We start from the raw sequence: 19,798 nt of genomic DNA, 5'->3' as shown, positions 1-19,798 counted from the left end.
GAATCAACCCCTCGCGTCACATTCCTTCGCCCCTGGCGCACCGCCGTCGTTCTGGATCAAACTGAAACAGAGGCGAGGGAGTCCACCATGGCTACTGAGACCATCCGGCACGGAATCGTGGCAGGCATCGACGGATCGGACGGCGCAGTGGAGGCGGCGCAGTGGGCCGCCTCCGCAGCGGAGCGCTTCGAGGAGCCGCTGCGCCTGGTCCACGTGCTGCCCAAGCATCCCGAGTCACGCGGCCGGGCCCCCGCGGGCGAGCCCCGGCACGACTTCCGCGCCGAGGCAGAGGCGCTCCTCGCGGCAGCGGAACGCGCGTTGCGTGACGGCCGTGCCGACGTGGAGATCGAGCGGAGCATCATCGACGGACCCCCGGCACGCGTGTTGATCGATCTGTCCCGTACCGCGCGGATGATCGTCCTCGGACCTGCGGCCACCAGTGAAATGAAATCGGTGTATGCCGGTTCCGACGTCGTGCGGGTGTCGAACCACGCCGAATGCCCGGTCGTCGTGTGGCGTGGGATCCAGGGCCACGAGGTCAGCGGCAATCGCCCGATCGTGGTGGGTGTGGACGGCAGTGAACTGAGCGACATGGCGGTATCCCACGCCTTCGAGTTCGCCTCCTTCTTCGGCGCCCCACTGGTCGCCGTGCACACCTGGGCGGAGCACTCCACGTTCGGGGCGTGGTACTCGGAGGCGCGGCGATTCATGGACTGGACCGACCTCGTTCAGCATGAGGAGGCCTGGCTCGCAGAGAGCCTTGCCGGATGGTGCGAGCAGTACCCCGACGTGGAGGTCACGCGGTGCCTCGAGCGGGGCGGGCCGATGAAGGTACTCCTCGAGTACTCGTTCGGGGCGCAGTTGATCGCCGTCGGCAGTCACGGGCGCAGCCCCTTCACCGCGTCGTTCATCGGCTCTACCAGTCAGAGCCTGATTCACCACGCACGGTGCCCGGTGCTGGTCTGCCGTAAAGGCTGAGCGCACTGATGTGAAACCTCGATAGGCGGGGCGAAATCCGATGTGCTGTGGTGCACCAGCATCAACGACGCAGAAGTGCGCGAACTTGGTGTTCGACGTCCTGCACGATGTCATCCACGGTTTTCTCGACGTTGCCCGTTGCCGCCATGCTGAGGAACATGATCGCGGAAACGATATGCGCCAAGGTGGCGGCCTCGGGTGCAGGGACGCTCTCGTCGCGCTGAAATACGGCAGCGATCGCTTCCTCGGTCTGCACGGTCAGGGCAAGAGCGTCACGGTGATGGGGTTCTTCAGGGTCACCGAACACAATCTCCCGCAGGTAGGTTCGTCCGTTATCGATCTGGGCTCGGTTGCATTCGACGACCGGACGGACGATCGCGATCACCGCATCGAGGAGATCGGTGGTGTTCTCAGCTGCCGTCCTGCCCCTGGTGAGCGCGTCGGCGTAGTTCGAGTTCTGCACCAGCAGGAGAAGCTCGCTCTTCGTCTTCGCATAGAGAAACAGCGTCCCGGTACCGATGTCGGCCTTGTCCGCGATCTGCTGGGTGGTGACCTCGTCGACACCATGCTCGGTGAAGAGCTCGCGTGCGGCCGCAGTAATCCGGTCGAGCTTTTCCTGCTTGTTCCGCTCACGCCGACCTACCGACTGTGATGTAACTGGCATGACGGGCATCCTCACGCAATAGATTCTGACTAAGCTCGATCCTGAGTATAGTCACCCAAGTTGGGCGTCGCCTCCGACTGTTCTTCGCTCTGTTGTTCAGAGACTGAGGAATTCGAGCGCTGCCGGGCCGAATTTGTCGTGGTATTGGAAGATGCCGCCGTGACCGGAATCGGGGTAGATGATCAGTTCGGAGCCCTTGATCCGAAGGTGGAGATCCTCTGACAGGGCTGAGGGCACCATGCGGTCGTTGTCGCCGTTAGCGATCAAGGTCGGCTGGGTGAACGCCGACAGGTCCGCCGGCGCGGAACGGCCGAACTTCTTGATCGCCCCGAGTTGGGTTCGGAAGGCCCGGATGGAGATCGGCTTGTCACGGTCGACGGTGCGCTCTTCCAATCGCCCCACGAACTCTTTCGCGGCGGCCTTGCCGGTGGCATTGCGGTTGAAGAAGAGAAACTCCTTGGGATCCGACCGAGTGAGAGTCGCGCGGAGGATGTCCCAGTAGGTGGTGCGAGCGACCTTCTCGATGTCTTTACCGCCGCGTGGTCCGGTGCCGGTGAGCACGAGCTTGCGGACGAGATCAGGATGTTTGACGACGAGGTCCTGGGCGACGAACCCGCCGAGGGAGAAGGAGAAGATATCGATCGTGTCGAACCCGAGGGCGCTGATGAAGGTATAGGCGTCGTCGGCCATCGCCTCGATACTGTTGGGGACGGTGCCGGAAGAGGCGCCGACGCCACGATTATCGAAGGCGATGACGTGGCGCTTCTCGGCGATGGGGTCGACGATGCGCGGGTCCCAATTGTCCAGCGTCGCACCGAGGTGGACAAGGAAGATGACCGGAATGCCTCCCCTCGGTCCTAGTTCTCGATAGGCATAGGTGACGCCGTCCGCGGTGACGGTGCGGGCCGGGGCTTTCGCGTATGAGGTGATGACGGGTTCACTGCTGGTGCTCATAATGGTCGTTCTCCTTGCGTGTCGTCGATGACGCCGGTGACGATGTCCGTGATCGCACCGACGCGAGCATGATGATCGCTGGTCGGATCAGGGGTTGCTGATGACGGCTTTGCCACGGACGCCGCCTTTGTCCAGCGCCTCGAGCGCCTCGACGGTCTGGTCGAATCCGATGACCTTTCCCACGACTGGGCGCAGTGCGCCCTGGTCGACGAGCGTGGCGATCATTCGCAGCTGATCACCGTCGGCGCGCATGAACAGAAACTCGTAGTGCACGCCCAGCTTGCGCGCGCGACGGCGAATACGGCTACTCAGAGCGGTAATCGCGAGCCGCAGAATCGGATTCAGACCAGCCTGACGCGCGAAAGCTGGATCCGGCGGTCCGGCGATCCCGATTGCCGTGCCACCTGGTTTCAGCACGCGCAGGGACTTTTCGAGGTTCTTCCCGCCCAGGCTGTCCAACACGAGGTCGTATCCGTGCAGGTTCTGCTCGAAGTCCTGGGTGCGGTAGTCGATGACCGTGTCGGCACCGAGCTCACGCACGAAGTCCGCATTGGAGCCGCTTGCGGTGGTGGCAACATTCGCGCCGAGGTACTTGGCGAGCTGGATCGCGATCGACCCGACCCCACCCGCACCAGCGTGAATGAGGACCTTCTGACCGGGCTGGACGTTGCCGCGCTCGACCAGAGCCTGCCACGCGGTCAACGCCACCAACGGCAGCGAACCCGCCTCGTGCATGCTGATCGACGTCGGTTTCAGGGCCACGTCGGCCTCGGCGACGGCGATCCGTTCGGCGAACGTCCCGATGCGGTCCTTGTCGGGCTTGGAGTAGACCTCGTCTCCGGGCTTGAAACCCCGAACGCTCGCGCCGACACCGATGACGGTGCCGGCGACGTCGTTGCCCAGAGTCAACGGCAGCGTGTACGGCAGAATCCGTTTGAATTCTCCCGTCCGAATCTTTTCGTCGAGCTGGTTGAGCCCGGCAGCCTGCACGCGGATCAGCACATCACGCTCCCCGACCACCGGCTCGGGAACCTCTCGCTCCTGCAGCGGACCGTTGTACTTGTCGATAACAAAAGCTTTCACTGGTGTGATGCTCCTTCTCTCGTGAATTCGAGCTTGGGGAGGACGTGGTTGATAAAGGAAATCCCCACCACGGCAATAATTTTGCGATGGTCACGGGAGGCGGCGCCGCGCCCGAAATACAGGGGACGAAATTCGTGGGCGGCCACCAGATGTCAAGCCAAACGGATGCCGATCACTTCACGTTCCGCTTCGAGCACCATGGCTGTCTCCTGAAACGTCGGTGAAACGAGTATGCTCAATTATGAGTGCGCTCATCATAATTGTCAAGGGACTCATAATTGTCAAGGGACTGCCGCCTCGACGAGTGCTTCACCGAGGAGGAGTCCCGCGGCGTTCTCGCCGCACTGGCCCAGGAGGGCATCGACCTCATCGAGGTCAGCGGAGGCAGCTACGAATCTCCGGCGATGATGGGCACTGCAGCGGCATCGACACGGGCACGCTTGGCCTACTTCCTCGAGTACGCCCGCACCGTCCACGCACTGGTAGGTGACATCGTCGTCGGCATCGGTCGCCCCACGGTCACGACTCCGGATGCGGCAGAAGTCATCCTTACCGGACGCGCCCCGGCCCTCGTCGCCCATCAGCTACGCCTCGGCATGCGCCGGGTGCTCGGCAAGATCGCCGACGTCAAGGCACTGGACGGCTTGCTCGACCTCAACTGGCACACGGACCAGTTGCACCGCCTCGGCGCCGGACTTGCACCAGATCCGAACCGCGGACGCCTCACTACCGCCGTCGCGATGGTGCGGCGCAACGGCCCAACGTCTTCCGGCCCCAGCGCGGCTGAGCGTCATAGTGCTTGCCGCGGGCAGCCCGTAAGTGCCGCCGGTGCCTCGCGGCACTTACGGGGCGTGCCGAGATCAGCTCGTCGACGCCCCGACCCCGCCCAGGGGGTATACGCGAAGGAACTCGTCCATATCTTCGTCGCTCGCTTCGACGACGAGCGCGCCGCTCTTCAGAGCGTCATCCAGGGTAATCACGTTGTTCGCCAAGTCGACCAGTGTCGTAATATCAGCTGCGACATGTACTTTCGGAGTCGTGGGAGGCACGCCCGGCCTGAGCACGACGCCGTTCGCTGACGGCCCGATCCACGAAGATTCGTCGCCCACATCGAACTGGACTACACCACCGAACCGACTCGCGGCGTCCGCGTCGGCACGTGCAAACATGCCCTGGATGACCCACTCTGCGCGAGTCATGTCCGCGTCATCGAACCCCGCACCGTGCCGGAGTCCCCACGCGGCTAGTTGCGCCAACACTGGACGCAGTTCTTCGCCGGCACTGGTGAGTGCGTATGCCGCCACCGACGCCGGAGGAGGTAGCACGACGCGTTCGATCATGCCGGCCTCCTCCAGGCTCTTGAGACGGCTCGCGAGCAGGTTGGTGCCGATCCCCGGCAGTCCCGACGCCAGATCCTTGTACCGGCGAGGGCCCATTCCGAGGTCGCGCATGATGAGCAGGGTCCACCGCTCGCCGAGGAGGTCGAGTGCGCGAGCAAGCCCACAATTTTGACCGTACGTTCGACCGCTCATAGCCATAGTGTAGTCACTACTTTATTTTCATGTTGTCGCTGCTTGCTCTTAAAAAGAACGCTCGGGCGCTGACATAGGAACGGGCCGGATGATCGCCTGCGGCACGACGCTGCCGACAACCATCCGAGCCAGACCTCGCCCAGCCTCAACGCGCCGTCAAACTCGAAGAAACGTTCACGTCAGGAGGTTTCGGCCAGGGCCGGGTAGTCGGTGTAGCCGTGCGCATCGCCGCCGTAGAGGGTGCCGAAGTCGATCTCGTTGAGTTCGGCACCGGTGCGCCACCGTTCCACGAGGTCCGGGTTGGCCAAGAATCCCCGCCCCACGACGACAGCGTCGGCAAGTCCCTCGTCGAGGAGCTTCTCGACCGTCTCCAGCGAGGTCGCTTCCGGCGCAGCGAGATTGAGTAACACCGAGCCGCCGAATCGCTGGCGCAGATCACGAACGAGCGGTTCGAGAGTCTCGAACGGGCTGGCGAGGATGCTCAGGTACGCCAGACCCAGAGGAGCGATTCCGTCGACGACAGCCTGGTAGGTGGCGGTCAGGTCCTCACCGGGAACCTCACCCATACCATTCAACTGGTGGCCCGGCGAAATTCGTACACCGACACGGTCAGCACCGACGGCATCGGCCACCGCGGTCACGACATCGACGACGAAACGGGCCCGCCGCTCCGGGGTGCCGCCGAACTCGTCGTCGCGCAGGTTGACCGTCGGGTCGAGAAACTGGTGCAGCAGGTAGCCATTGGCCCCGTGAATCTCGACCCCGTCGAGCCCTGCCCTGATTGCATTTCGTGCCGCGTCAACGAATTCCGCGATCACGGTATCGATTTCGTCGGCCTCGAGCGCTCGCGGGACGTCGTGGTCAACCATGCCCGAGAACGTGAACATCTGCCCGGGGGCCTGAACCGCGCTGGGTGCGACTGTGTCGGTTCCGCCTTTGTTGCTCGCATGAGCGATTCGGCCGACGTGCATCAACTGCGCGACCAGCGTTCCGCCCGCCTCGTGCACGCTGTCGGCGACCAGCCTCCAGCCGGCGATCTGCTGATCGGTATACAGGCCGGGCACCGCTGGATAGCCCTGACCCACCGCGCTGGGCGCGGTGCCCTCGGTGACGATGAGGCCCGCCCCGGCACGCTGGGCGTAATACTCGGCGTTCAGCGCGGTCGGCGCGTTGCCCTCACCCGCGCGGCTGCGGGTCAGCGGCGCCATGACGAACGACTGCGGCAGATCCCAGGATCCGATCCGTACCGGCTTGAATGCGACAGACATGCGGGGTTCCTCCTGAAGGTTGACGGTCCGGGTCCTCAAACCCTGACTCGGTTACTTTAAATCAATATAGCAGCAACTACTCAAGCATATTTTTCTCACTATACATTCCAAGCGATGAACTGTAGTCTGCGTCACATGCCTCGAGCATTGACGTTCCGCCACCCATCACCCAGCTCCGCAAGCAATGCCTTATCGCGCGCAACGCGGGTTCGATATTGCAGTCCCCCAGAGTTTTTACGCTTTTCGCCGCCTGGTTCAATCCCGTTCCGCTCGACTCGTCAAGGAGTGCTGACATGACGCCCTATTCGCTTTCCGACAAAGTCGTTTTCATCACCGGAGCCGGTCGTGGATTGGGTGCCGCCACCGCTACCGCCCTAGCTGAGCGTGGGGCACGAGTGGTGCTGGCGGACATCGATCTGCCCGCAGCGCAACGGGCTGCAGCCACACTGCCGTCGGGTCGATCCTTGGCGTTGCACTGCGATGTGACGCAACTCGATTCCGTCCAGGAAGCCGCACGCCGCGCGCATGAGGAATTCGGGCGCATCGACGTCGTGATCGCCAATGCCGGGATCCTCGGGCATGGCGGCACGTTTCGCACGCTCGCGCATGGTCAAGTAGGCAACGTCATGTCCGTCAATGTCGATGGAGTCGTCAACACCGTGTCGGCCACACTCGAATCAGTGATCGAGAGCCGGGGACAGATCGTGCTGGTGAGTTCAGTATTCGCCTACGTCAACGGGGCGGGCGCCATCCCCTATGCGATGAGCAAGGCTGCCGTCGAGCAGCTCGGCCGGGGTTTGCACGTCGAGCTCGCACGCCACGGTGCATCGACAATGACGGCGTATTTCTCGCTCATCGAAACCGACATGATCCGTCACGGCGTGGACGCGGATCCCCATGTATCCGCCCTGCTCTCGGCAATGCCCAAATTCATCATCGAGCGAATTGAGCCGCAGACTGCCGCAACGGCGATCGCCGACGGGTTGCAGCGCCGCCAGCGCGTCCTCACGGTCCCCGGACGCTGGCGGCCCATTGCATCGCTTCGAGGTATCCTCGGACCGATCATCGACGCGAAACTCGCGCGCGATGTCAACGTGCAGCGAGCTCTTGCCCAGCTCGAGAACCCGAACGTAATCAACGGACTTACGCAATCGACGCCATCCTTGCCGTCGGTGCTGTAACGAAGTTACACTTGCCACGCAACTCGACCCTCCGCGAGGACGGCTGGTTTCCTCCCAGGCGACGACGTGGGTGGAACCGGGGCAGGAGACGGCGCCACAGCAACGCGTTCTCGAGCGAGATGCCCCAGGACTGACCCCAGAAGCACCGCTAGAGAACATTTACGGTCAACGGAAGGAATGCAAGATGGCACGGTTGGCAACCCACCGAGGGGGTAGTTTCACTCGACGAAAATTGCAGTGGGCCCTCGCGGCACTGGCGCTTCTACCCACGGCGAGCGCAGTCGGGGAAATCGTGCGCGGACCTCAGGGAGTGCCGGGCGGATCACCGGATGTGACACCGACGGTGGACAGCGCTCTCCGATATGCCAGCGTGTACAAGTTCGCGGTGGGGCCCGTCATCTGGTCTCAGCTCGCACGCGTCGAGCGCTCGCCGGCCGTGACATTCGCCCTGTCGACAGTGTTTGTCGGCGGTGTGGCTCGCCTGAGGTCATGGCAACAGATCGGGCGACCGCATCCTGTCATCGTGGCAGCGATCGTGCTGGAAACAGTCGGAACGCCGATGGCGATTGCCTGGCAGAGGCGCGTTTCTGTGTGAGCACGCCGGTGGAGGAACGCGAACGACGAGATCCGAAAGGGCCTCTACGCTCGTGCGCGGGCCGGCGAGCTGCGTGGCCTCACAGGTGTGGACGCGCCTTATGAGGAGCCGGACGTCGTCGAGGCCTGAGGCCGGGTCTGCTCACGCCCGCGCGAACCGGAGTACGGCGTCGTAAAGGGCGACGCGATCATCGAAAGGTCGCCGGACCCGGCCGAAATCCTGCACGGCGTCGGAACCGCGACCCGCTACGACGACGACGTCACCGGGTGCGGCCAGCGTGACCGCGGTCGCGATGGCCTCGCCGCGTTCCGGGACGACGAGCACCTCAGCGGTCTTCACCCTCCGCGCCGCTCCTGCGACGTCGTCCCGCAGCACCTCGGCATCTTCCGAGAACGGGCTTTCGTCTGTGACGACGACGATGTCGGCGAGCTCGGCCGCCGTCGTCCCCAGCGGGGCGCGCTTACCCGGATCACGATTGCCCGTCGCCCCGATGACAACGATGACCTTGCCCCGGGTCAGGGAGCGAAGATACGGGAACAACCGCCGCTGACCTCCCGTGTTGTGCATGTAGTCGACGAAGGCCAGGAAGGGCTGGCCGGCGTCGATCGCTTCGAGACGACCCGGCACGGTGTCGAGGCCCTCGATTCCGGCGATCGCGCCGTCGAGGTCGACCCCGCGCACAGTCAGAGCCGTGACGGCGGCAAGTGCGTTGTCCACCTGATGTGCTCCCAGGAGCCGCAGTCGAATCGTGGTCGTCCCCGACGGGCCGTGCAACCTGAACGAAGTTCCACCCTCGTCGGCGTGCACGTCGTCGCCGTAAATATCTGCCGCCACAGACCTCGAGGAAAAGGTCAGACGAGGCACGGACACAGTGGCGGCAAGGCGGCGACCGAATTCGTCATCTATGCCGATTGCCGCTGTCGCACAACGCTCGGCGCTGAACAGCCTCGCCTTCGCGGCAAAATAAGAATCCATATCTTTGTGGAAATCGAGATGGTCCCGTGCCAGATTGGTGAATACGGCTACACCGAACGACGTTCCGTCGACGCGATGCAGCGCGAGCCCGTGGCTGGACACCTCCATGGCCACCGCGGAGACCCCCTGGTCTTTGAAAGCGGCGAGAGTGTGGTGGAGTTCGGAGGCCTCGGGAGTAGTCCGGACAGCGTCCCGCGAACCGCGGCGTCCCCGCACCGTGATGCCGGTAATCCGTCCGGCGGCAATTCCGGCGCCGCACAAACCTGCCTCGAGGAGATATGCGGTGCTGGTCTTTCCGTTCGTTCCCGTCACGCCGTAGACATCGAGTGCGCCGGAGGGATTTCCGTAGAGTGCGGAAGCGAGCGGCCCCACAGCACACCGCGGATCGTCCACGACGATGGTCGGCAGGAGTTCCGACGGGTGGTCACTCAGCATCGCGACCGCACCACGCGAGACGGCTTCGGCGGCGAACGCGGCGCCGTGCCAGCGCTGGCCGGGCAGCGCCGCATAGAGGTCGCCCGGCCGGACGAGACGCGAGTCCTGACTGATACCCGTCACGACTTCCTCCCCGGTCCCGAAGAGCACTGCCGCCGCGCCGAGGCGGCGCAGCACCTCGCGCAGAGGTGTGGGCGGACGGGACGGGCAGTCGATGCTCACGCTCTCAGTGCACCACTGCCACGGGGCGTGCGAGGGCTGAACCGGATCTTCGATTTCGGCCGGTCAGGTGTCGGTGTTGTTCCGCGGTTCGTCGAGGATGCCGCGCTCCGCGCTGTACGCCGACCGCACATCGGGCGTGCGGTCCAGTTTGGCGAGATACTTCTCCATTGCGGTTCGGGCGTAGGCGGTGCCCTCCTCATCGCTCGGAATGGCGTCGCCGGTGGCCCGTCGCCACGCGTGAAGCTCGAGCGACAACTCGGCCTGAATGCCGGCGAAGGATTCGGTGTCTGCGACGTTCACGCGTTCGTCGGGATCGGCAGCGAGGTCGTAGAGCTCCCTGCTCGGGCGTGGCGCGAGGTGCTCGGTACCCATCGCGTCACCGGACAGGCTGTTCTGGATGTCGAGCGGAAGGTCGAGAACGGGCCGGGGCGCATAGTTCTCGATGTAGCTGTACTGCTTCGATCGCACAGCGCGGATCGGGTCGAACGTGTCGTGGAAGGTCTTCTCGGTGAACACCACCTCGCGCGCCTGGTCGTTCGACGCACCCAGTAGCTGTTCGGCGTGGGAGACGCCCTCCACCTCCGCGGGCACCGGCACACCGAGCAGGTCGAGAAGGGTGGGCACCAGATCCACACCACTGAACAATCCGTCGTAGACACGGGGCACCGCGCGCAACCGGCGCGGTGGGCGGATGATCGTCGCGATCCCGGTGCCCGGCGCATACAAGGTCGACTTGGCCCGGGGGAACGCTTCGCCATGGTCGGTGAAGAACACGACCCACGTGCTGTCGTCGAGTCCCTCGGCCTCCAGCGTGTGCAGCAGCCGTCCAACGGCCGCGTCCGCCACCTCGATCGAACCGTGAAACCCGGCCAGGTCTTCGCGCACCTGCGGCCGGTCCGGCAGGTACGACGGCACCGCGAAGCTCTCCGGGTCGGCCGGCCGGTAGCGGTCCGCCGGGTACGGGCGGTGCGTCTCGAAGAATCCAGCCGTCAACAGGAACGGCTGTGGCGGGAATCGGGACAACCACCCGGACGCACGATCGGTGACGTAGTCGCAGTACGAGTTCGTCACGTCGTACTCGTGGTAGCCGAGCCGCTTCGGGTATGCCGTCTCGTGCTGCATGCCGAACAGGGCCGTGTACCACCCGGCGTTCGACAGAAGAGACGGCAACGTCTGCACGTCGTCGTGATACTGCCATCCGTGATGGGCGAGTCCGACGAGACCGTTGCTGTGCGGGTACCGGCCAGAAAACAGTGCGCCCCGCGACGGGGAGCACAGGGGTGCCACCGCGTGCGCGTCGGTCAGCCGCACTCCCTCCGCGGCGAGCCGGTCGAGGTTCGGACTTCGCACACCGGACGCACCGCAACAACCCAGATGTCTGCCGAGGTCGTGCCAGTGCACGATCAGCACGTTGTCGCGGGTTGCGGGCACTGCCGGAGTTGTCACAATCGCCTCCTCGTCGGCTCGGGATTACAGAGACACCGGGCTATAGAGACACCGGGCTATAAAGACACCGGGATTTCCGCCTCGGGAAGCTCCGGTGCCCGGGTGGCCCGCGCGTACACCGTTTCACCCTCCCGCAGATGCAGCGCCGCGCTGTCACCCCGCGTCACCTGGGCCGAGAAACGCTCGCCGGTCGCCTCGTTGCGCAGATCGACCCGCACCTCGAACCCGAGATGCACCACCCGTTCCACAGTGGCCCGTGTCACCCCGAGCGACTCCGCGGTTCCCGCCTTCTGGGCAAGTGCCATGTCGGGGTCGCGGCCGAGCCGGATGTCGTGAGGACGGACCAGCTGGCCGTTGAGTTTGGCCACCGAACCGAGGAACGACATCACGAAATCGTTGGCCGGACGATCGTAGAGGTCTGCCGGTTCACCGATCTGCTCGATGCGGCCCCTGTTGAGGACGGCGATCCGGTCGGCGACATCGAGTGCCTCCTCCTGATCGTGGGTGACGAGGACGGTGGTCACGTGCACCTCGTCGTGGAGCCGGCGCAGCCAGGTGCGCAGGTCGGTCCGCACCTTGGCGTCGAGGGCACCGAACGGCTCGTCGAGGAGCAGCACCTGGGGATCGACAGCCAATGCCCGGGCGAGCGCCATGCGCTGTCGCTGCCCGCCGGACAACTGAGCCGGGTATCGGTGCTGGAACCCGTCGAGCCCCACGATTCCGAGGAGCTCGTTGACCTTCTTGTCGATCTCCGGCTTCGGCCTCTTTCGAATCTTGAGTCCGAACGCGACGTTGTCGCGCACCGTCATGTGCTTGAACGCCGCATAATGCTGGAACACGAATCCGATGTCACGTTTCTGCGGCGAGACGTTCGTGACATCTTTCCCGCCGATCACCACCGTGCCGGAGTCGAGTGCCTCCAGGCCGGCGATGGAGCGCAGCAGTGTCGACTTGCCGGAACCACTCGGACCGAGGAGCGCAGTGAGCGAACCCGAGGGGATGTCGATGGTCACGTCGTCGAGGGCAGCGAACGATCCGTAGTTCTTGCGCGCGCCGGTCACGGTAATCATGTGGTGCTCCTCTTACGGTCGAGCAGAGTCATCAGAAGCAGGCTGAGTACGGCAATGCCCATCAGCAGGGTGGCCGCCGAATATGCCCCGAAGGTGTTGTGGTCGTCGATGTACCGCGAATGCACCAGCAGTGTCAGGGTCTGCGAGACTCCGGGGAACCCGGACGACACCATGATGACGGCGCCGAACTCGCCCAACGAGCGGGCGATGGTGAGAATCACCCCGTACGTCAGACCCCACCGGATGGCGGGGAGGGTGATCAACCAGAAGGTCTGCCACTTGTTTGCCCCGAGCGTCGCGGCCGCCTGCTCCTGTTCTTCCCCGATCTCGTGCAGCACGGGCTCCACCTCGCGCACCACGAACGGAAGCGTCACGAACAACGTGGCGATCACCATTCCCGGCAGGCCGAAGATGACCTTGAACCCGAGCGATTCCACTCCCCCGAACCAGCCGTTGGTACCCCACAGCAGGATCAGCGACACACCCACGACGATCGGGGACACGGCGAACGGCAGATCCACCACGGCTTGCACCAGACCACGACCCGGGAATCGTCCCCGTACGAGAGCGAGGGCGGTCACGATTCCGAACACCACGTTGATCGGTACGACGATGGCGACGATCAGCATCGACAGGTTGAGCGCCGAGATTGCCGCCGGGGTCGAGATGGAGTCGATGAACGCACCGATGCCACGCTCGAACGTTCGGTAGAGAATGACCGCGATCGGCACGACGAGAAGGCCGAACAGGTAGAGCAGCGCGACGGTGCGCAGAGTGATGCGGGTGGGTCCCGACAGTTTCATTCCGCCTGCTCCTCACGACGCTGGCCACGACTCGCGAGAAGCCGCAGAACGAACAACGTCACGAACGCGATGGCCAGAAGTGCCACCGACACGGCCGCCGCAGCGGCAGGCCGATCGATTTCGATCTGTTGTTGAATGTACTGCGATGCCATCTGGGTCTCACGCGGAATGTTTCCGCCGATGAGGACCACCGACCCGTATTCGCCGATCGCACGGGCGAACGCCAGCCCTGCACCGCTGATGATCGCAGGCATGAGGGTCGGGACGACGACTCGCCGGAAGATCGTCACATTGTCTGCACCGAGCGAGGCCGCAGCTTCTTCCACTTCCCGGTCCACCTCGATGAGTACCGGCTGCACCGAACGCACCACGAAGGGCAGCGTCACGAATGCGAGTGCCACGATCAGTCCGGGTTGCGTCGCGTTGAGGTAGATGTGAATGGGACTTTCCGGCCCGTAGAGGGCCAGCAGGACGATGCTGGCCACGATCGTCGGGAGTGCGAACGGGAGATCGATCAGCGCATTGACGATCCGTTTGCCCGGAAACTCGTCGCGGACGAGCACCCACGCGATCAGCGTGCCCATCACCACGTTGATCACCGCCACCACGACCGACACCATGATGGTGACCCGCAGGGAGGCCAACGCGACCGGACTGGTGACGGCGTCGACGAAGCCGCTGATGCCGTCACCGAACGATGCCACGGTCAGGGCGGCGAGGGGAAGCACCACGATGATGCTCAGCCACAGGGTAGCGACACCGATACCCAACGGTCCGACCGCGCCGGTGACCTGAACGAGTTTCTTACGGGTGCGGCGATCGGGCGGGGACGGCACCGTGGTGCCGGTGCCGACCGCCGTCGTCGTTGGTGCGTCGCTCATGTCGGTGTTACCTGGTTGCGTTGTCGTAGATCACGGCGATCGACCCGGTGTCCTTGGCGAACAACTCGGGGTCGACCTTCGACCAGCCGCCGAGGTCGGCGATGGTCCACAACTTCGCCGGCTGGGGGAACTTGTCGGCGAACTCCGTCGCCACGGCCGGGTCGACCGGACGGAACCCGGCCTCCGCCCACAGCTTCTGCCCCTCGGGGGTGTAGAGGAAGTCCTTGAACGCGTTGGCCTTGTCGAGGTGCTTGCTGTTGGACAGCACGGCGACCGGATTTTCGATCTTGAAGGTGGTCGGCGGGGTCACATGCTCGACCGGATCACCGTTGCTCTCCATGAACAGCGCCTCGTTCTCGTAGCTCAGCAGCACGTCACCGGTGCCCTGCAGGAACGCCTCCGACGCCTCACGGCCCGACTTCGGCTGAATCCTCACGTGGTCGTTGACCAGCGAGGTGATGTAGGCGAGACCGGCGTTCGGATCCTGGCCGCCGTTGCTCTTCGCGGCATACGGTGCGAGCAGATTCCACTTCGCCGATCCGGAGCTGAACGGGTTGGGCGTGACCACCTCGACGTCGGGGCTCAGAAGGTCGTCCCAGTCCCGAATGTTCTTCGGGTTGCCCTCACGCACGACGATCGTGACCACCGAACCGAAGGGGATTCCGTTGTAAGCATCCTGGTTCCACGTCTTGTCGACCAGTCCCGCGTCGACGAGACGAGTGACGTCGGGCTCGACCGAGAAATTGACGAAATCGGCCTCGGCACCGTCCTTGACCTTGCGGGACTGGTCACCGGACGCGCCATACGACGGCTGGAACGCGACGTTCTTGCCTTCTTCGGTGGCGTTGAAGGCGGGCATCAGCTTGTCGTAGCCGGGCTTGGGCACCGCGTACGCGAAGAGGTTGATGGTGCCGGCACTGCCGTCTGCACCCACCGCGTCGCTGCCGACGGTGTCGCTCGCGCCGCCGCTGCACGCGGTCAGCGCCACAGCTCCGAGTGTCACGAGGGCCGTGAGAAGACTACGAGAACGGCGTTTCATGGAGAAACCTTCCTGGGAAATATTCACAGAGGAGTAGTACGAAACGAAAGAGGGGACGCGCCCGTCGGCACCTGCAGGAACGCAACGGAAAGAGCGATGCGCCATCGGCGGCGGAACTGCTCGATGCGGGAAATGCCGACTGCTGGGTGCGAGGTGAGAATCAACAACAGTCGATGTCGGCGACTGCAAGCATGCCGACAGCGATCAACGCCAATTCATGGCGGACCTGGTGTACAGCGGCTTCAGACACGCCGTGGACTGTAGCAGAGGCTGAACCAGCCTCTCGAATCGAACTGAGCTATCGGGTGAGCAGCCAGGCGACGACAACGAGGACGATGAGCGCGAGCAAGGCAAGTGTGACGCGGGAGCGCGGCATCAGGGTTCCTCCACTGTGGGAACATCCCGCCTGAGCAGGACGAAGACTGCGGCCAGTGCTCGATCGAGCAGCCACGCGACGCCGCGGCACACCGGCACCATGACCAGCAGCACTAGAGCGACTTGAGGAACGAAGGGAAGGCCGGCGATCCACAGCTCGAAGCCGTCCCACCAACCCGCCATCAATTCCACCGCACCACCCTATCGCCCGCCGATGCCGGGAGGCCGCACAGGTGGACGGCGCGACGCAGGCGGTCGATGATGTCCAGATGGTGTCCACCGAGAACCAGAAGCTTCCGTTCGGGCCGACGACCCCTGGTAAGACCGCATCCGGCGGGCATCATCGGCACGACACGTTTCCGCCGATCGACGACTACGCGTTCCTCTCGGACTGTGAAACCACGTGCCTGATCGCCCGCAACGGGGCCGTCGAATGGATGTGCATCCCACGTCCCGACTCCCCCAGCGTCTTCGGCGCGATCCTCGACCGCAGCGCCGGCCACTTCCGCATCGGTCCGTACGGGCAGAACGTGCCGGCGACCCGCCGCTACTTGCCCGGCGGGCTCATCGTCGAGACCACCTGGCAAACCGAGACGGGGTGGCTGATCGTGCGTGACGCGCTGGTGCTCGGCCCGTGGCACAACACCGAGCAACGCTCCCGTTCGCATCGGCGCACACCCACCGACTGGGACGCCGAGCATGTTCTGCTGCGAACGGTCAAGTGCGTCAACGGAACGGTCGAATTCGAGATGAGCTGCGAACCTGCCTTCGACTATCACCGTGGCACAGCGCACTGGGAGTACACGGGCAAGGTGTACGAGGAGGCCACGGCCACCTGCAACGCGAGCGGCCCGGGCGATCATCCGGTGCTGCGGCTCACCACCAATCTGAAGATCGGCCTCGAGGGCCGCGAGGCCAGGGCCCGAACCCGCATGGTCGAGGGGGACAACGTGTTCGTCGCGCTGTCCTGGTCTCACCTGCCCGCACCCCAGACGTTCGACGAGGCCGCCCAGAAGATGTGGCACACCGCGAAGTGCTGGCGCGAATGGATCACCATCGGCCGTTTCCCCGACCACAAGTGGCGCGGTTACCTTCAGCGCAGTGCGCTCGCACTGAAGGGTTTGACGTACGCGCCCACGGGTGCCCTTCTGGCCGCGTCCACGACCTCCTTGCCGGAAACACCTGGCGGCGAGCGCAACTGGGACTATCGCTACGCGTGGGTTCGCGATTCGACCTTCGCGTTGTGGGGTCTGTACAGTCTCGGGCTCGACCGTGAAGCCAACGATTTCTTCTCGTTCATCTATGACGTTTCTGCCTCCGAGGACGGCCACCATCATCCGCTCCAGGTCATGTACGGCGTCGGGGGCGAGCAGACCCTCGAAGAGGCCGAACTGCATCACCTGTCCGGGTACGGCGGGGCGAAGCCGGTGCGCATCGGCAACGGTGCATACAACCAGAACCAGCACGACATCTGGGGAACGATCCTCGACTCGGTGTATCTGCACGTGAAGTCGCGGGAGCGAGTTCCCGAAACGTTGTGGCCGATGCTCAAACGTCAGGTCGAGGAAGCGGTCAAGCATTGGCGGCACCCGGACCGCGGCATCTGGGAGGTGCGCGGCGAACCACAGCACTTCACCTCGTCGAAGATCATGTGCTGGGTAGCCCTCGACCGCGGCGCCAAACTCGCCGAGCAGCAGGGTGAGGCGAGTTATGCCCAGCAGTGGTCGGACCTGGCCGACGAGATCAAGGAAGACATCCTCGAGCACGGGGTGGATCGTCGCGGTGTCTTCACTCAGCGCTACGGCAGCGACGACCTTGACGCCTCACTGCTCCTTGCCCCGCTACTGCGGTTCCTTCCAGCGGACGATCCGCGTATCCGCGCCACGGTCCTCGCCATCGCCGACGAACTGACCGAGGGCGGCCTGGTCCTGCGCTATCAGGTCGAGACCACCGACGACGGACTCGAGGGCAAGGAGGGCACGTTCACGATCTGTTCCTTCTGGCTGGTCTCGGCGCTCGTCGAGATCGGTGAGCTCGACCGCGCCAAGGATTTGTGCAACCGGCTGCTGGGCTTCGCGAGTCCTCTGAAGTTGTACGCGGAGGAAATCGATCCGGCGTCGGGACGACATCTGGGCAACTTCCCGCAGGCGTTCACCCACCTGGCGTTGATCAACGCAGTGGTCCACGTCATCCGCGCCGAAGAGGCCGCCGCGGGCGGCTTCCAACCTGCGCATCAGACCGTCTGATCAGGTGGCCACTGCCTCGAGCTGGGGCATGATCCGGTTCAGGGAATACACGAGTGAGCGGCTCGACGGCGTGTTGAATCCCACCACGGTCGCGTAGTCCTGGGCCGCGAGCCCACCGCCACGCACCGACGGAAGCTCGGCGAATCCTGGCAGTGCCATCAGGTCCTCGCGGGTGCCGCCGTTGGGCAACATGACGACGAGATCGGCGTCCAGGGCGTCGACCCTCTCCGGGCTCAGCATCAGCCGACCGCCCGTGGCACCCGCCTCCTCGACGAGATCCGGCGGCAATGTCAGTCCCAGCCGGCGAAAGACGGCACTCGCGCCGTCGTCCGGATCGGCCACCACCACCAATTGATCGGTGGCGAACATGAATTGGGAGAGGACAGCCGTCTTGCCCGCGAGGCCGGGCAGGCGCTCGGTCAGGCCGTTCACGAATCCGTCGGTCTTCGCGACGATCTCGGCTGCCTGCCCCTCCTTACCGAGCAGTCGACCGAGCGTCTCGACTTGCAATTCCCACGGGTCGACCTGTTCATCGCCGATCGCCGCAACGGTAGGTGCGATGCCGGAGATTCGATCGAAGTCGTCTTGATCCGTGATGGCGAACGAACCGAGGATCAGGTCGGGATTCATGGCGGCGATTTCTTCGGCAGGCAACGGCGCACCCGACTGAGTCACCGACGCTCGGTCCAGTTCGACCGCCGCCTCGGCAACATCGGATTCCCAGGGATAAAGTCCCCGCTCGTCCCCCATCGGACCAGCTGAGAGATACCCCACCGGCTGGACGCCGAATTCCAACAACGCGTCGAGCCATTGGCTGCTCGTCGCGACGATCCGGGTCGGTGTGCCCGCCACGGTCGTCGTGCCGAAGCGATGTTCGACCGTGATCTGCCGCTCGGCTGCCTCGTCGGAACGAGCGTCGACGCTGCAGCCGGCACCGGCGAACATCACCGACAACACGAGCGCGATGACCAGACCTCCACGCACAGCGCACCCCTCTCGATAAGCCAAGGCTAACCTTGGCATATCGGACAACTCGGCGCTACACCTTCGTTGCCGTCACTTCGCGAAACGCGTCAGCAATCGCTCCGCGTCGGCGGCGATCCGGCGGACCACCGCTCCCGCCGGCTGCTCGGAAGTGACCAACCCGGCCGCTTCGCCCGCGTACACGACCCCGAGGTCAGGATTCGCGGGGTCGTACGCCGTGGCGAGTTCGCTCTCTGCGGCGCCGGCGTCGTGCCACTTGCCGGTGAAGTCGTTGCGCAGCGCCCGGCCACCCCACCGCGAAGGCCACGGCTGGCTGCGTGCCTGGTCGAACACCGAGGTGTAGACGGTGTCGGCGCTGCCCGCGGCGATCAGTTTGCTCCGCGCATACTCCGGGCCGATGGTCTCCGGGCTCGCGAGCAGGACGGTCCCGATCATCGCGCCCTCGGCGCCGGCGGCAATCACCGCGGCAAGGCCGCGGCCGGTCGCGATTCCTCCTGCGGCGAGCACGGGCAACGACGTGGCCTCGAGGATCTCCTGCAGCAGGGGCAGCGTCCCGATTCGACCGGTGTGACCACCGGCTTCACCGCCCTGGGCGATGACGACGTCCACGCCGGCAGCTTCCACCACGCGAAGGTCCTCGACGGTGTTGACCTGCGACACCACGAGCGCACCGATGTCGTGGACGCGATCCACATACGGTGCGGGGTTCCCGAACGAGAGCGAGACCACCCGCGGGTTTTGAGCCAGAGCGGCGTCGAGCAGCGCGTCATCGTCGTCGAGCGCCCAGGTCATCAGGCCGATCCCGAAGGCGTCCCCGCCGATGCTGCGCGCGATCGCCACCTCGTCCGCGATCCACTCCGGGGTGGCATAGCGGGCTGCCCCGAGCAGGCCGAGCCCGCCCGCCTTCGACACCTCGCCGACGAGAGTGCCTCCTGCCCGCCCGCCCATCGGGGCTCCGAAGATCGGCACCTCGATCCCGAGAGTCCGGGTCAGCCAGGTTTCGATTGCCACGCCGCGTACCTACTTTCGTTCGGACACCCCGGAGGGGACACCTCCGGGCGGGGCTG

At 64.7% G+C, this 19,798-nt stretch carries 19 protein-coding genes and 2 pseudogenes; 6 read left to right on the top strand and 15 right to left on the bottom strand.

Annotated elements, in window-relative coordinates; genetic code table 11:
• Positions 1-87: 87 nt before the first annotated feature.
• Positions 88-978, top strand: coding sequence for a universal stress protein (locus ACH49N_RS16695; RefSeq protein ID WP_358274443.1), 891 nt, complete (start codon positions 88-90; stop codon positions 976-978).
• A 61-nt stretch (positions 979-1,039) separates the two neighbouring features.
• On the opposite strand, the gene ACH49N_RS16690 is transcribed toward ACH49N_RS16695, so the two are convergent.
• The 3 genes from ACH49N_RS16690 to ACH49N_RS16680 form a co-directional block, all read right to left on the bottom strand.
• The gene (locus tag ACH49N_RS16690) at positions 1,040-1,642 is read right to left on the bottom strand and encodes a TetR/AcrR family transcriptional regulator (protein WP_358274444.1); all 603 of its coding nucleotides are present in this window, start codon (positions 1,640-1,642) and stop codon (positions 1,040-1,042) included.
• A gap of 96 nt (positions 1,643-1,738) precedes the next feature.
• The gene (locus ACH49N_RS16685) at positions 1,739-2,596 is read right to left on the bottom strand and encodes an alpha/beta hydrolase (protein ID WP_358274445.1); all 858 of its coding nucleotides are present in this window, start codon (positions 2,594-2,596) and stop codon (positions 1,739-1,741) included.
• Between the two features lie 87 nt (positions 2,597-2,683).
• Entirely contained in the window at positions 2,684-3,679 is a 996-nt protein-coding gene (locus ACH49N_RS16680) for an NADP-dependent oxidoreductase (RefSeq protein ID WP_358274447.1), read from the bottom strand.
• A gap of 308 nt (positions 3,680-3,987) precedes the next feature.
• Between ACH49N_RS16680 and ACH49N_RS16675 the strand changes: the two are divergent.
• A pseudogene (locus ACH49N_RS16675) lies at positions 3,988-4,452 on the top strand (NADH:flavin oxidoreductase); the annotation flags it as partial.
• Between the two features lie 87 nt (positions 4,453-4,539).
• On the opposite strand, the gene ACH49N_RS16670 reads toward ACH49N_RS16675, so the two are convergent.
• Together ACH49N_RS16670 and ACH49N_RS16665 are read right to left on the bottom strand one after the other, a co-directional pair.
• Complete coding sequence (locus tag ACH49N_RS16670) at positions 4,540-5,211, bottom strand: helix-turn-helix domain-containing protein (RefSeq protein ID WP_358274448.1); 672 nt, start codon at positions 5,209-5,211, stop codon at positions 4,540-4,542.
• Positions 5,212-5,390: 179 nt separating this feature from the next.
• Positions 5,391-6,479 (bottom strand): alkene reductase, encoded by a 1,089-nt coding sequence (locus ACH49N_RS16665; RefSeq protein WP_358274449.1) that lies wholly within the window; start codon positions 6,477-6,479, stop codon positions 5,391-5,393.
• Positions 6,480-6,772: 293 nt separating this feature from the next.
• Here ACH49N_RS16665 and ACH49N_RS16660 point away from each other — a divergent pair, with 293 nt between their 5' ends.
• The 3 genes and pseudogenes from ACH49N_RS16660 to ACH49N_RS16650 all read left to right on the top strand — a co-directional run.
• A complete protein-coding gene (locus ACH49N_RS16660) occupies positions 6,773-7,660 on the top strand; it encodes an SDR family NAD(P)-dependent oxidoreductase (protein WP_358274450.1) in 888 nt (295 codons plus the stop codon).
• Positions 7,661-7,844: 184 nt separating this feature from the next.
• The gene (locus tag ACH49N_RS16655) at positions 7,845-8,255 is read left to right on the top strand and encodes a DUF4345 domain-containing protein (RefSeq protein WP_358274451.1); all 411 of its coding nucleotides are present in this window, start codon (positions 7,845-7,847) and stop codon (positions 8,253-8,255) included.
• Positions 8,252-8,369: pseudogene (locus ACH49N_RS16650) on the top strand (adenylyl-sulfate kinase); the annotation flags it as partial. The gene ACH49N_RS16655 and the pseudogene ACH49N_RS16650, both read left to right, overlap by 4 nt.
• A 27-nt stretch (positions 8,370-8,396) precedes the next feature.
• Here ACH49N_RS16650 and ACH49N_RS16645 read toward each other — a convergent pair.
• From ACH49N_RS16645 to ACH49N_RS16610, 8 genes are all read right to left on the bottom strand, one after another.
• Positions 8,397-9,887, bottom strand: a complete 1,491-nt coding sequence (locus tag ACH49N_RS16645) for a UDP-N-acetylmuramoyl-L-alanyl-D-glutamate--2,6-diaminopimelate ligase (protein WP_358274452.1) — start codon at positions 9,885-9,887, stop codon at positions 8,397-8,399.
• Between the two features lie 63 nt (positions 9,888-9,950).
• Positions 9,951-11,333 (bottom strand): sulfatase, encoded by a 1,383-nt coding sequence (locus ACH49N_RS16640; RefSeq protein ID WP_397504730.1) that lies wholly within the window; start codon positions 11,331-11,333, stop codon positions 9,951-9,953.
• A 56-nt stretch (positions 11,334-11,389) separates the two neighbouring features.
• Positions 11,390-12,403 (bottom strand): sulfate ABC transporter ATP-binding protein, encoded by a 1,014-nt coding sequence (locus ACH49N_RS16635; RefSeq protein ID WP_358274453.1) that lies wholly within the window; start codon positions 12,401-12,403, stop codon positions 11,390-11,392.
• Positions 12,400-13,206 (bottom strand): sulfate ABC transporter permease subunit CysW, encoded by an 807-nt coding sequence (gene cysW, locus ACH49N_RS16630; protein ID WP_109328983.1) that lies wholly within the window; start codon positions 13,204-13,206, stop codon positions 12,400-12,402. The genes ACH49N_RS16635 and cysW overlap by 4 nt, the downstream gene beginning before the upstream one ends.
• Positions 13,203-14,087 carry a sulfate ABC transporter permease subunit CysT gene (gene cysT / locus ACH49N_RS16625; protein WP_358274455.1) on the bottom strand — a complete coding sequence of 295 codons (885 nt, stop codon included), beginning with the start codon at positions 14,085-14,087 and terminating at the stop codon, positions 13,203-13,205. Before cysT ends, cysW begins: the two co-directional genes overlap by 4 nt.
• 7 nt (positions 14,088-14,094) lie before the next feature.
• Positions 14,095-15,126 carry a sulfate ABC transporter substrate-binding protein gene (locus tag ACH49N_RS16620; protein ID WP_358274456.1) on the bottom strand — a complete coding sequence of 344 codons (1,032 nt, stop codon included), beginning with the start codon at positions 15,124-15,126 and terminating at the stop codon, positions 14,095-14,097.
• A gap of 160 nt (positions 15,127-15,286) precedes the next feature.
• Entirely contained in the window at positions 15,287-15,376 is a 90-nt protein-coding gene (locus ACH49N_RS16615) for an Ms4533A family Cys-rich leader peptide (protein ID WP_317746273.1), read from the bottom strand.
• Between the two features lie 125 nt (positions 15,377-15,501).
• The gene (locus ACH49N_RS16610; RefSeq protein WP_284708046.1) at positions 15,502-15,684 is read right to left on the bottom strand and encodes a hypothetical protein; all 183 of its coding nucleotides are present in this window, start codon (positions 15,682-15,684) and stop codon (positions 15,502-15,504) included.
• A gap of 86 nt (positions 15,685-15,770) precedes the next feature.
• Between ACH49N_RS16610 and ACH49N_RS16605 the strand changes: the two genes are divergently transcribed.
• Positions 15,771-17,747, top strand: coding sequence for a glycoside hydrolase family 15 protein (locus ACH49N_RS16605; RefSeq protein WP_358274618.1), 1,977 nt, complete (start codon positions 15,771-15,773; stop codon positions 17,745-17,747).
• On the opposite strand, the gene ACH49N_RS16600 is transcribed toward ACH49N_RS16605, so the two are convergent.
• Positions 17,748-18,731: an ABC transporter substrate-binding protein gene (locus tag ACH49N_RS16600; RefSeq protein WP_358274458.1), complete on the bottom strand. Its 984-nt coding sequence runs from the start codon at positions 18,729-18,731 to the stop codon at positions 17,748-17,750.
• Between the two features lie 72 nt (positions 18,732-18,803).
• On the bottom strand, positions 18,804-19,742 hold the full coding sequence (locus ACH49N_RS16595; protein WP_159921445.1) for a nitronate monooxygenase family protein: 939 nt from the start codon (positions 19,740-19,742) through the stop codon (positions 18,804-18,806).
• Positions 19,743-19,798: the final 56 nt, after the last annotated feature.

Source organism: Rhodococcus sp. NPDC019647 (assembly GCF_044389235.1).
Taxonomy (GTDB): domain Bacteria; phylum Actinomycetota; class Actinomycetes; order Mycobacteriales; family Mycobacteriaceae; genus Rhodococcus_F; species Rhodococcus_F oxybenzonivorans.
The sequence above is the reverse complement of the archived record's forward strand: the minus strand, read 5'-3'. Positions and strand labels throughout refer to the sequence as shown.

Bases quoted from the DNA above. Each gene is read 5' to 3' on its own strand.
- ACH49N_RS16695 (WP_358274443.1), top strand. From the start codon at position 88: ATGGCTACTGAGACCATCCGGCACGGAATCGTGGCAGGCATCGACGGA.
- ACH49N_RS16690 (WP_358274444.1), bottom strand. From the start codon at position 1,642: ATGCCAGTTACATCACAGTCGGTAGGTCGGCGTGAGCGGAACAAGCAG.
- ACH49N_RS16685 (WP_358274445.1), bottom strand. From the start codon at position 2,596: ATGAGCACCAGCAGTGAACCCGTCATCACCTCATACGCGAAAGCCCCG.
- ACH49N_RS16670 (WP_358274448.1), bottom strand. From the start codon at position 5,211: ATGAGCGGTCGAACGTACGGTCAAAATTGTGGGCTTGCTCGCGCACTC.
- ACH49N_RS16665 (WP_358274449.1), bottom strand. From the start codon at position 6,479: ATGTCTGTCGCATTCAAGCCGGTACGGATCGGATCCTGGGATCTGCCG.
- ACH49N_RS16660 (WP_358274450.1), top strand. From the start codon at position 6,773: ATGACGCCCTATTCGCTTTCCGACAAAGTCGTTTTCATCACCGGAGCC.
- ACH49N_RS16655 (WP_358274451.1), top strand. From the start codon at position 7,845: ATGGCACGGTTGGCAACCCACCGAGGGGGTAGTTTCACTCGACGAAAA.
- ACH49N_RS16635 (WP_358274453.1), bottom strand. From the start codon at position 12,403: ATGATTACCGTGACCGGCGCGCGCAAGAACTACGGATCGTTCGCTGCC.
- cysW (WP_109328983.1), bottom strand. From the start codon at position 13,206: ATGAAACTGTCGGGACCCACCCGCATCACTCTGCGCACCGTCGCGCTG.
- cysT (WP_358274455.1), bottom strand. From the start codon at position 14,087: ATGAGCGACGCACCAACGACGACGGCGGTCGGCACCGGCACCACGGTG.
- ACH49N_RS16620 (WP_358274456.1), bottom strand. From the start codon at position 15,126: ATGAAACGCCGTTCTCGTAGTCTTCTCACGGCCCTCGTGACACTCGGA.
- ACH49N_RS16610 (WP_284708046.1), bottom strand. From the start codon at position 15,684: ATGGCGGGTTGGTGGGACGGCTTCGAGCTGTGGATCGCCGGCCTTCCC.
- ACH49N_RS16605 (WP_358274618.1), top strand. From the start codon at position 15,771: ATGGTGTCCACCGAGAACCAGAAGCTTCCGTTCGGGCCGACGACCCCT.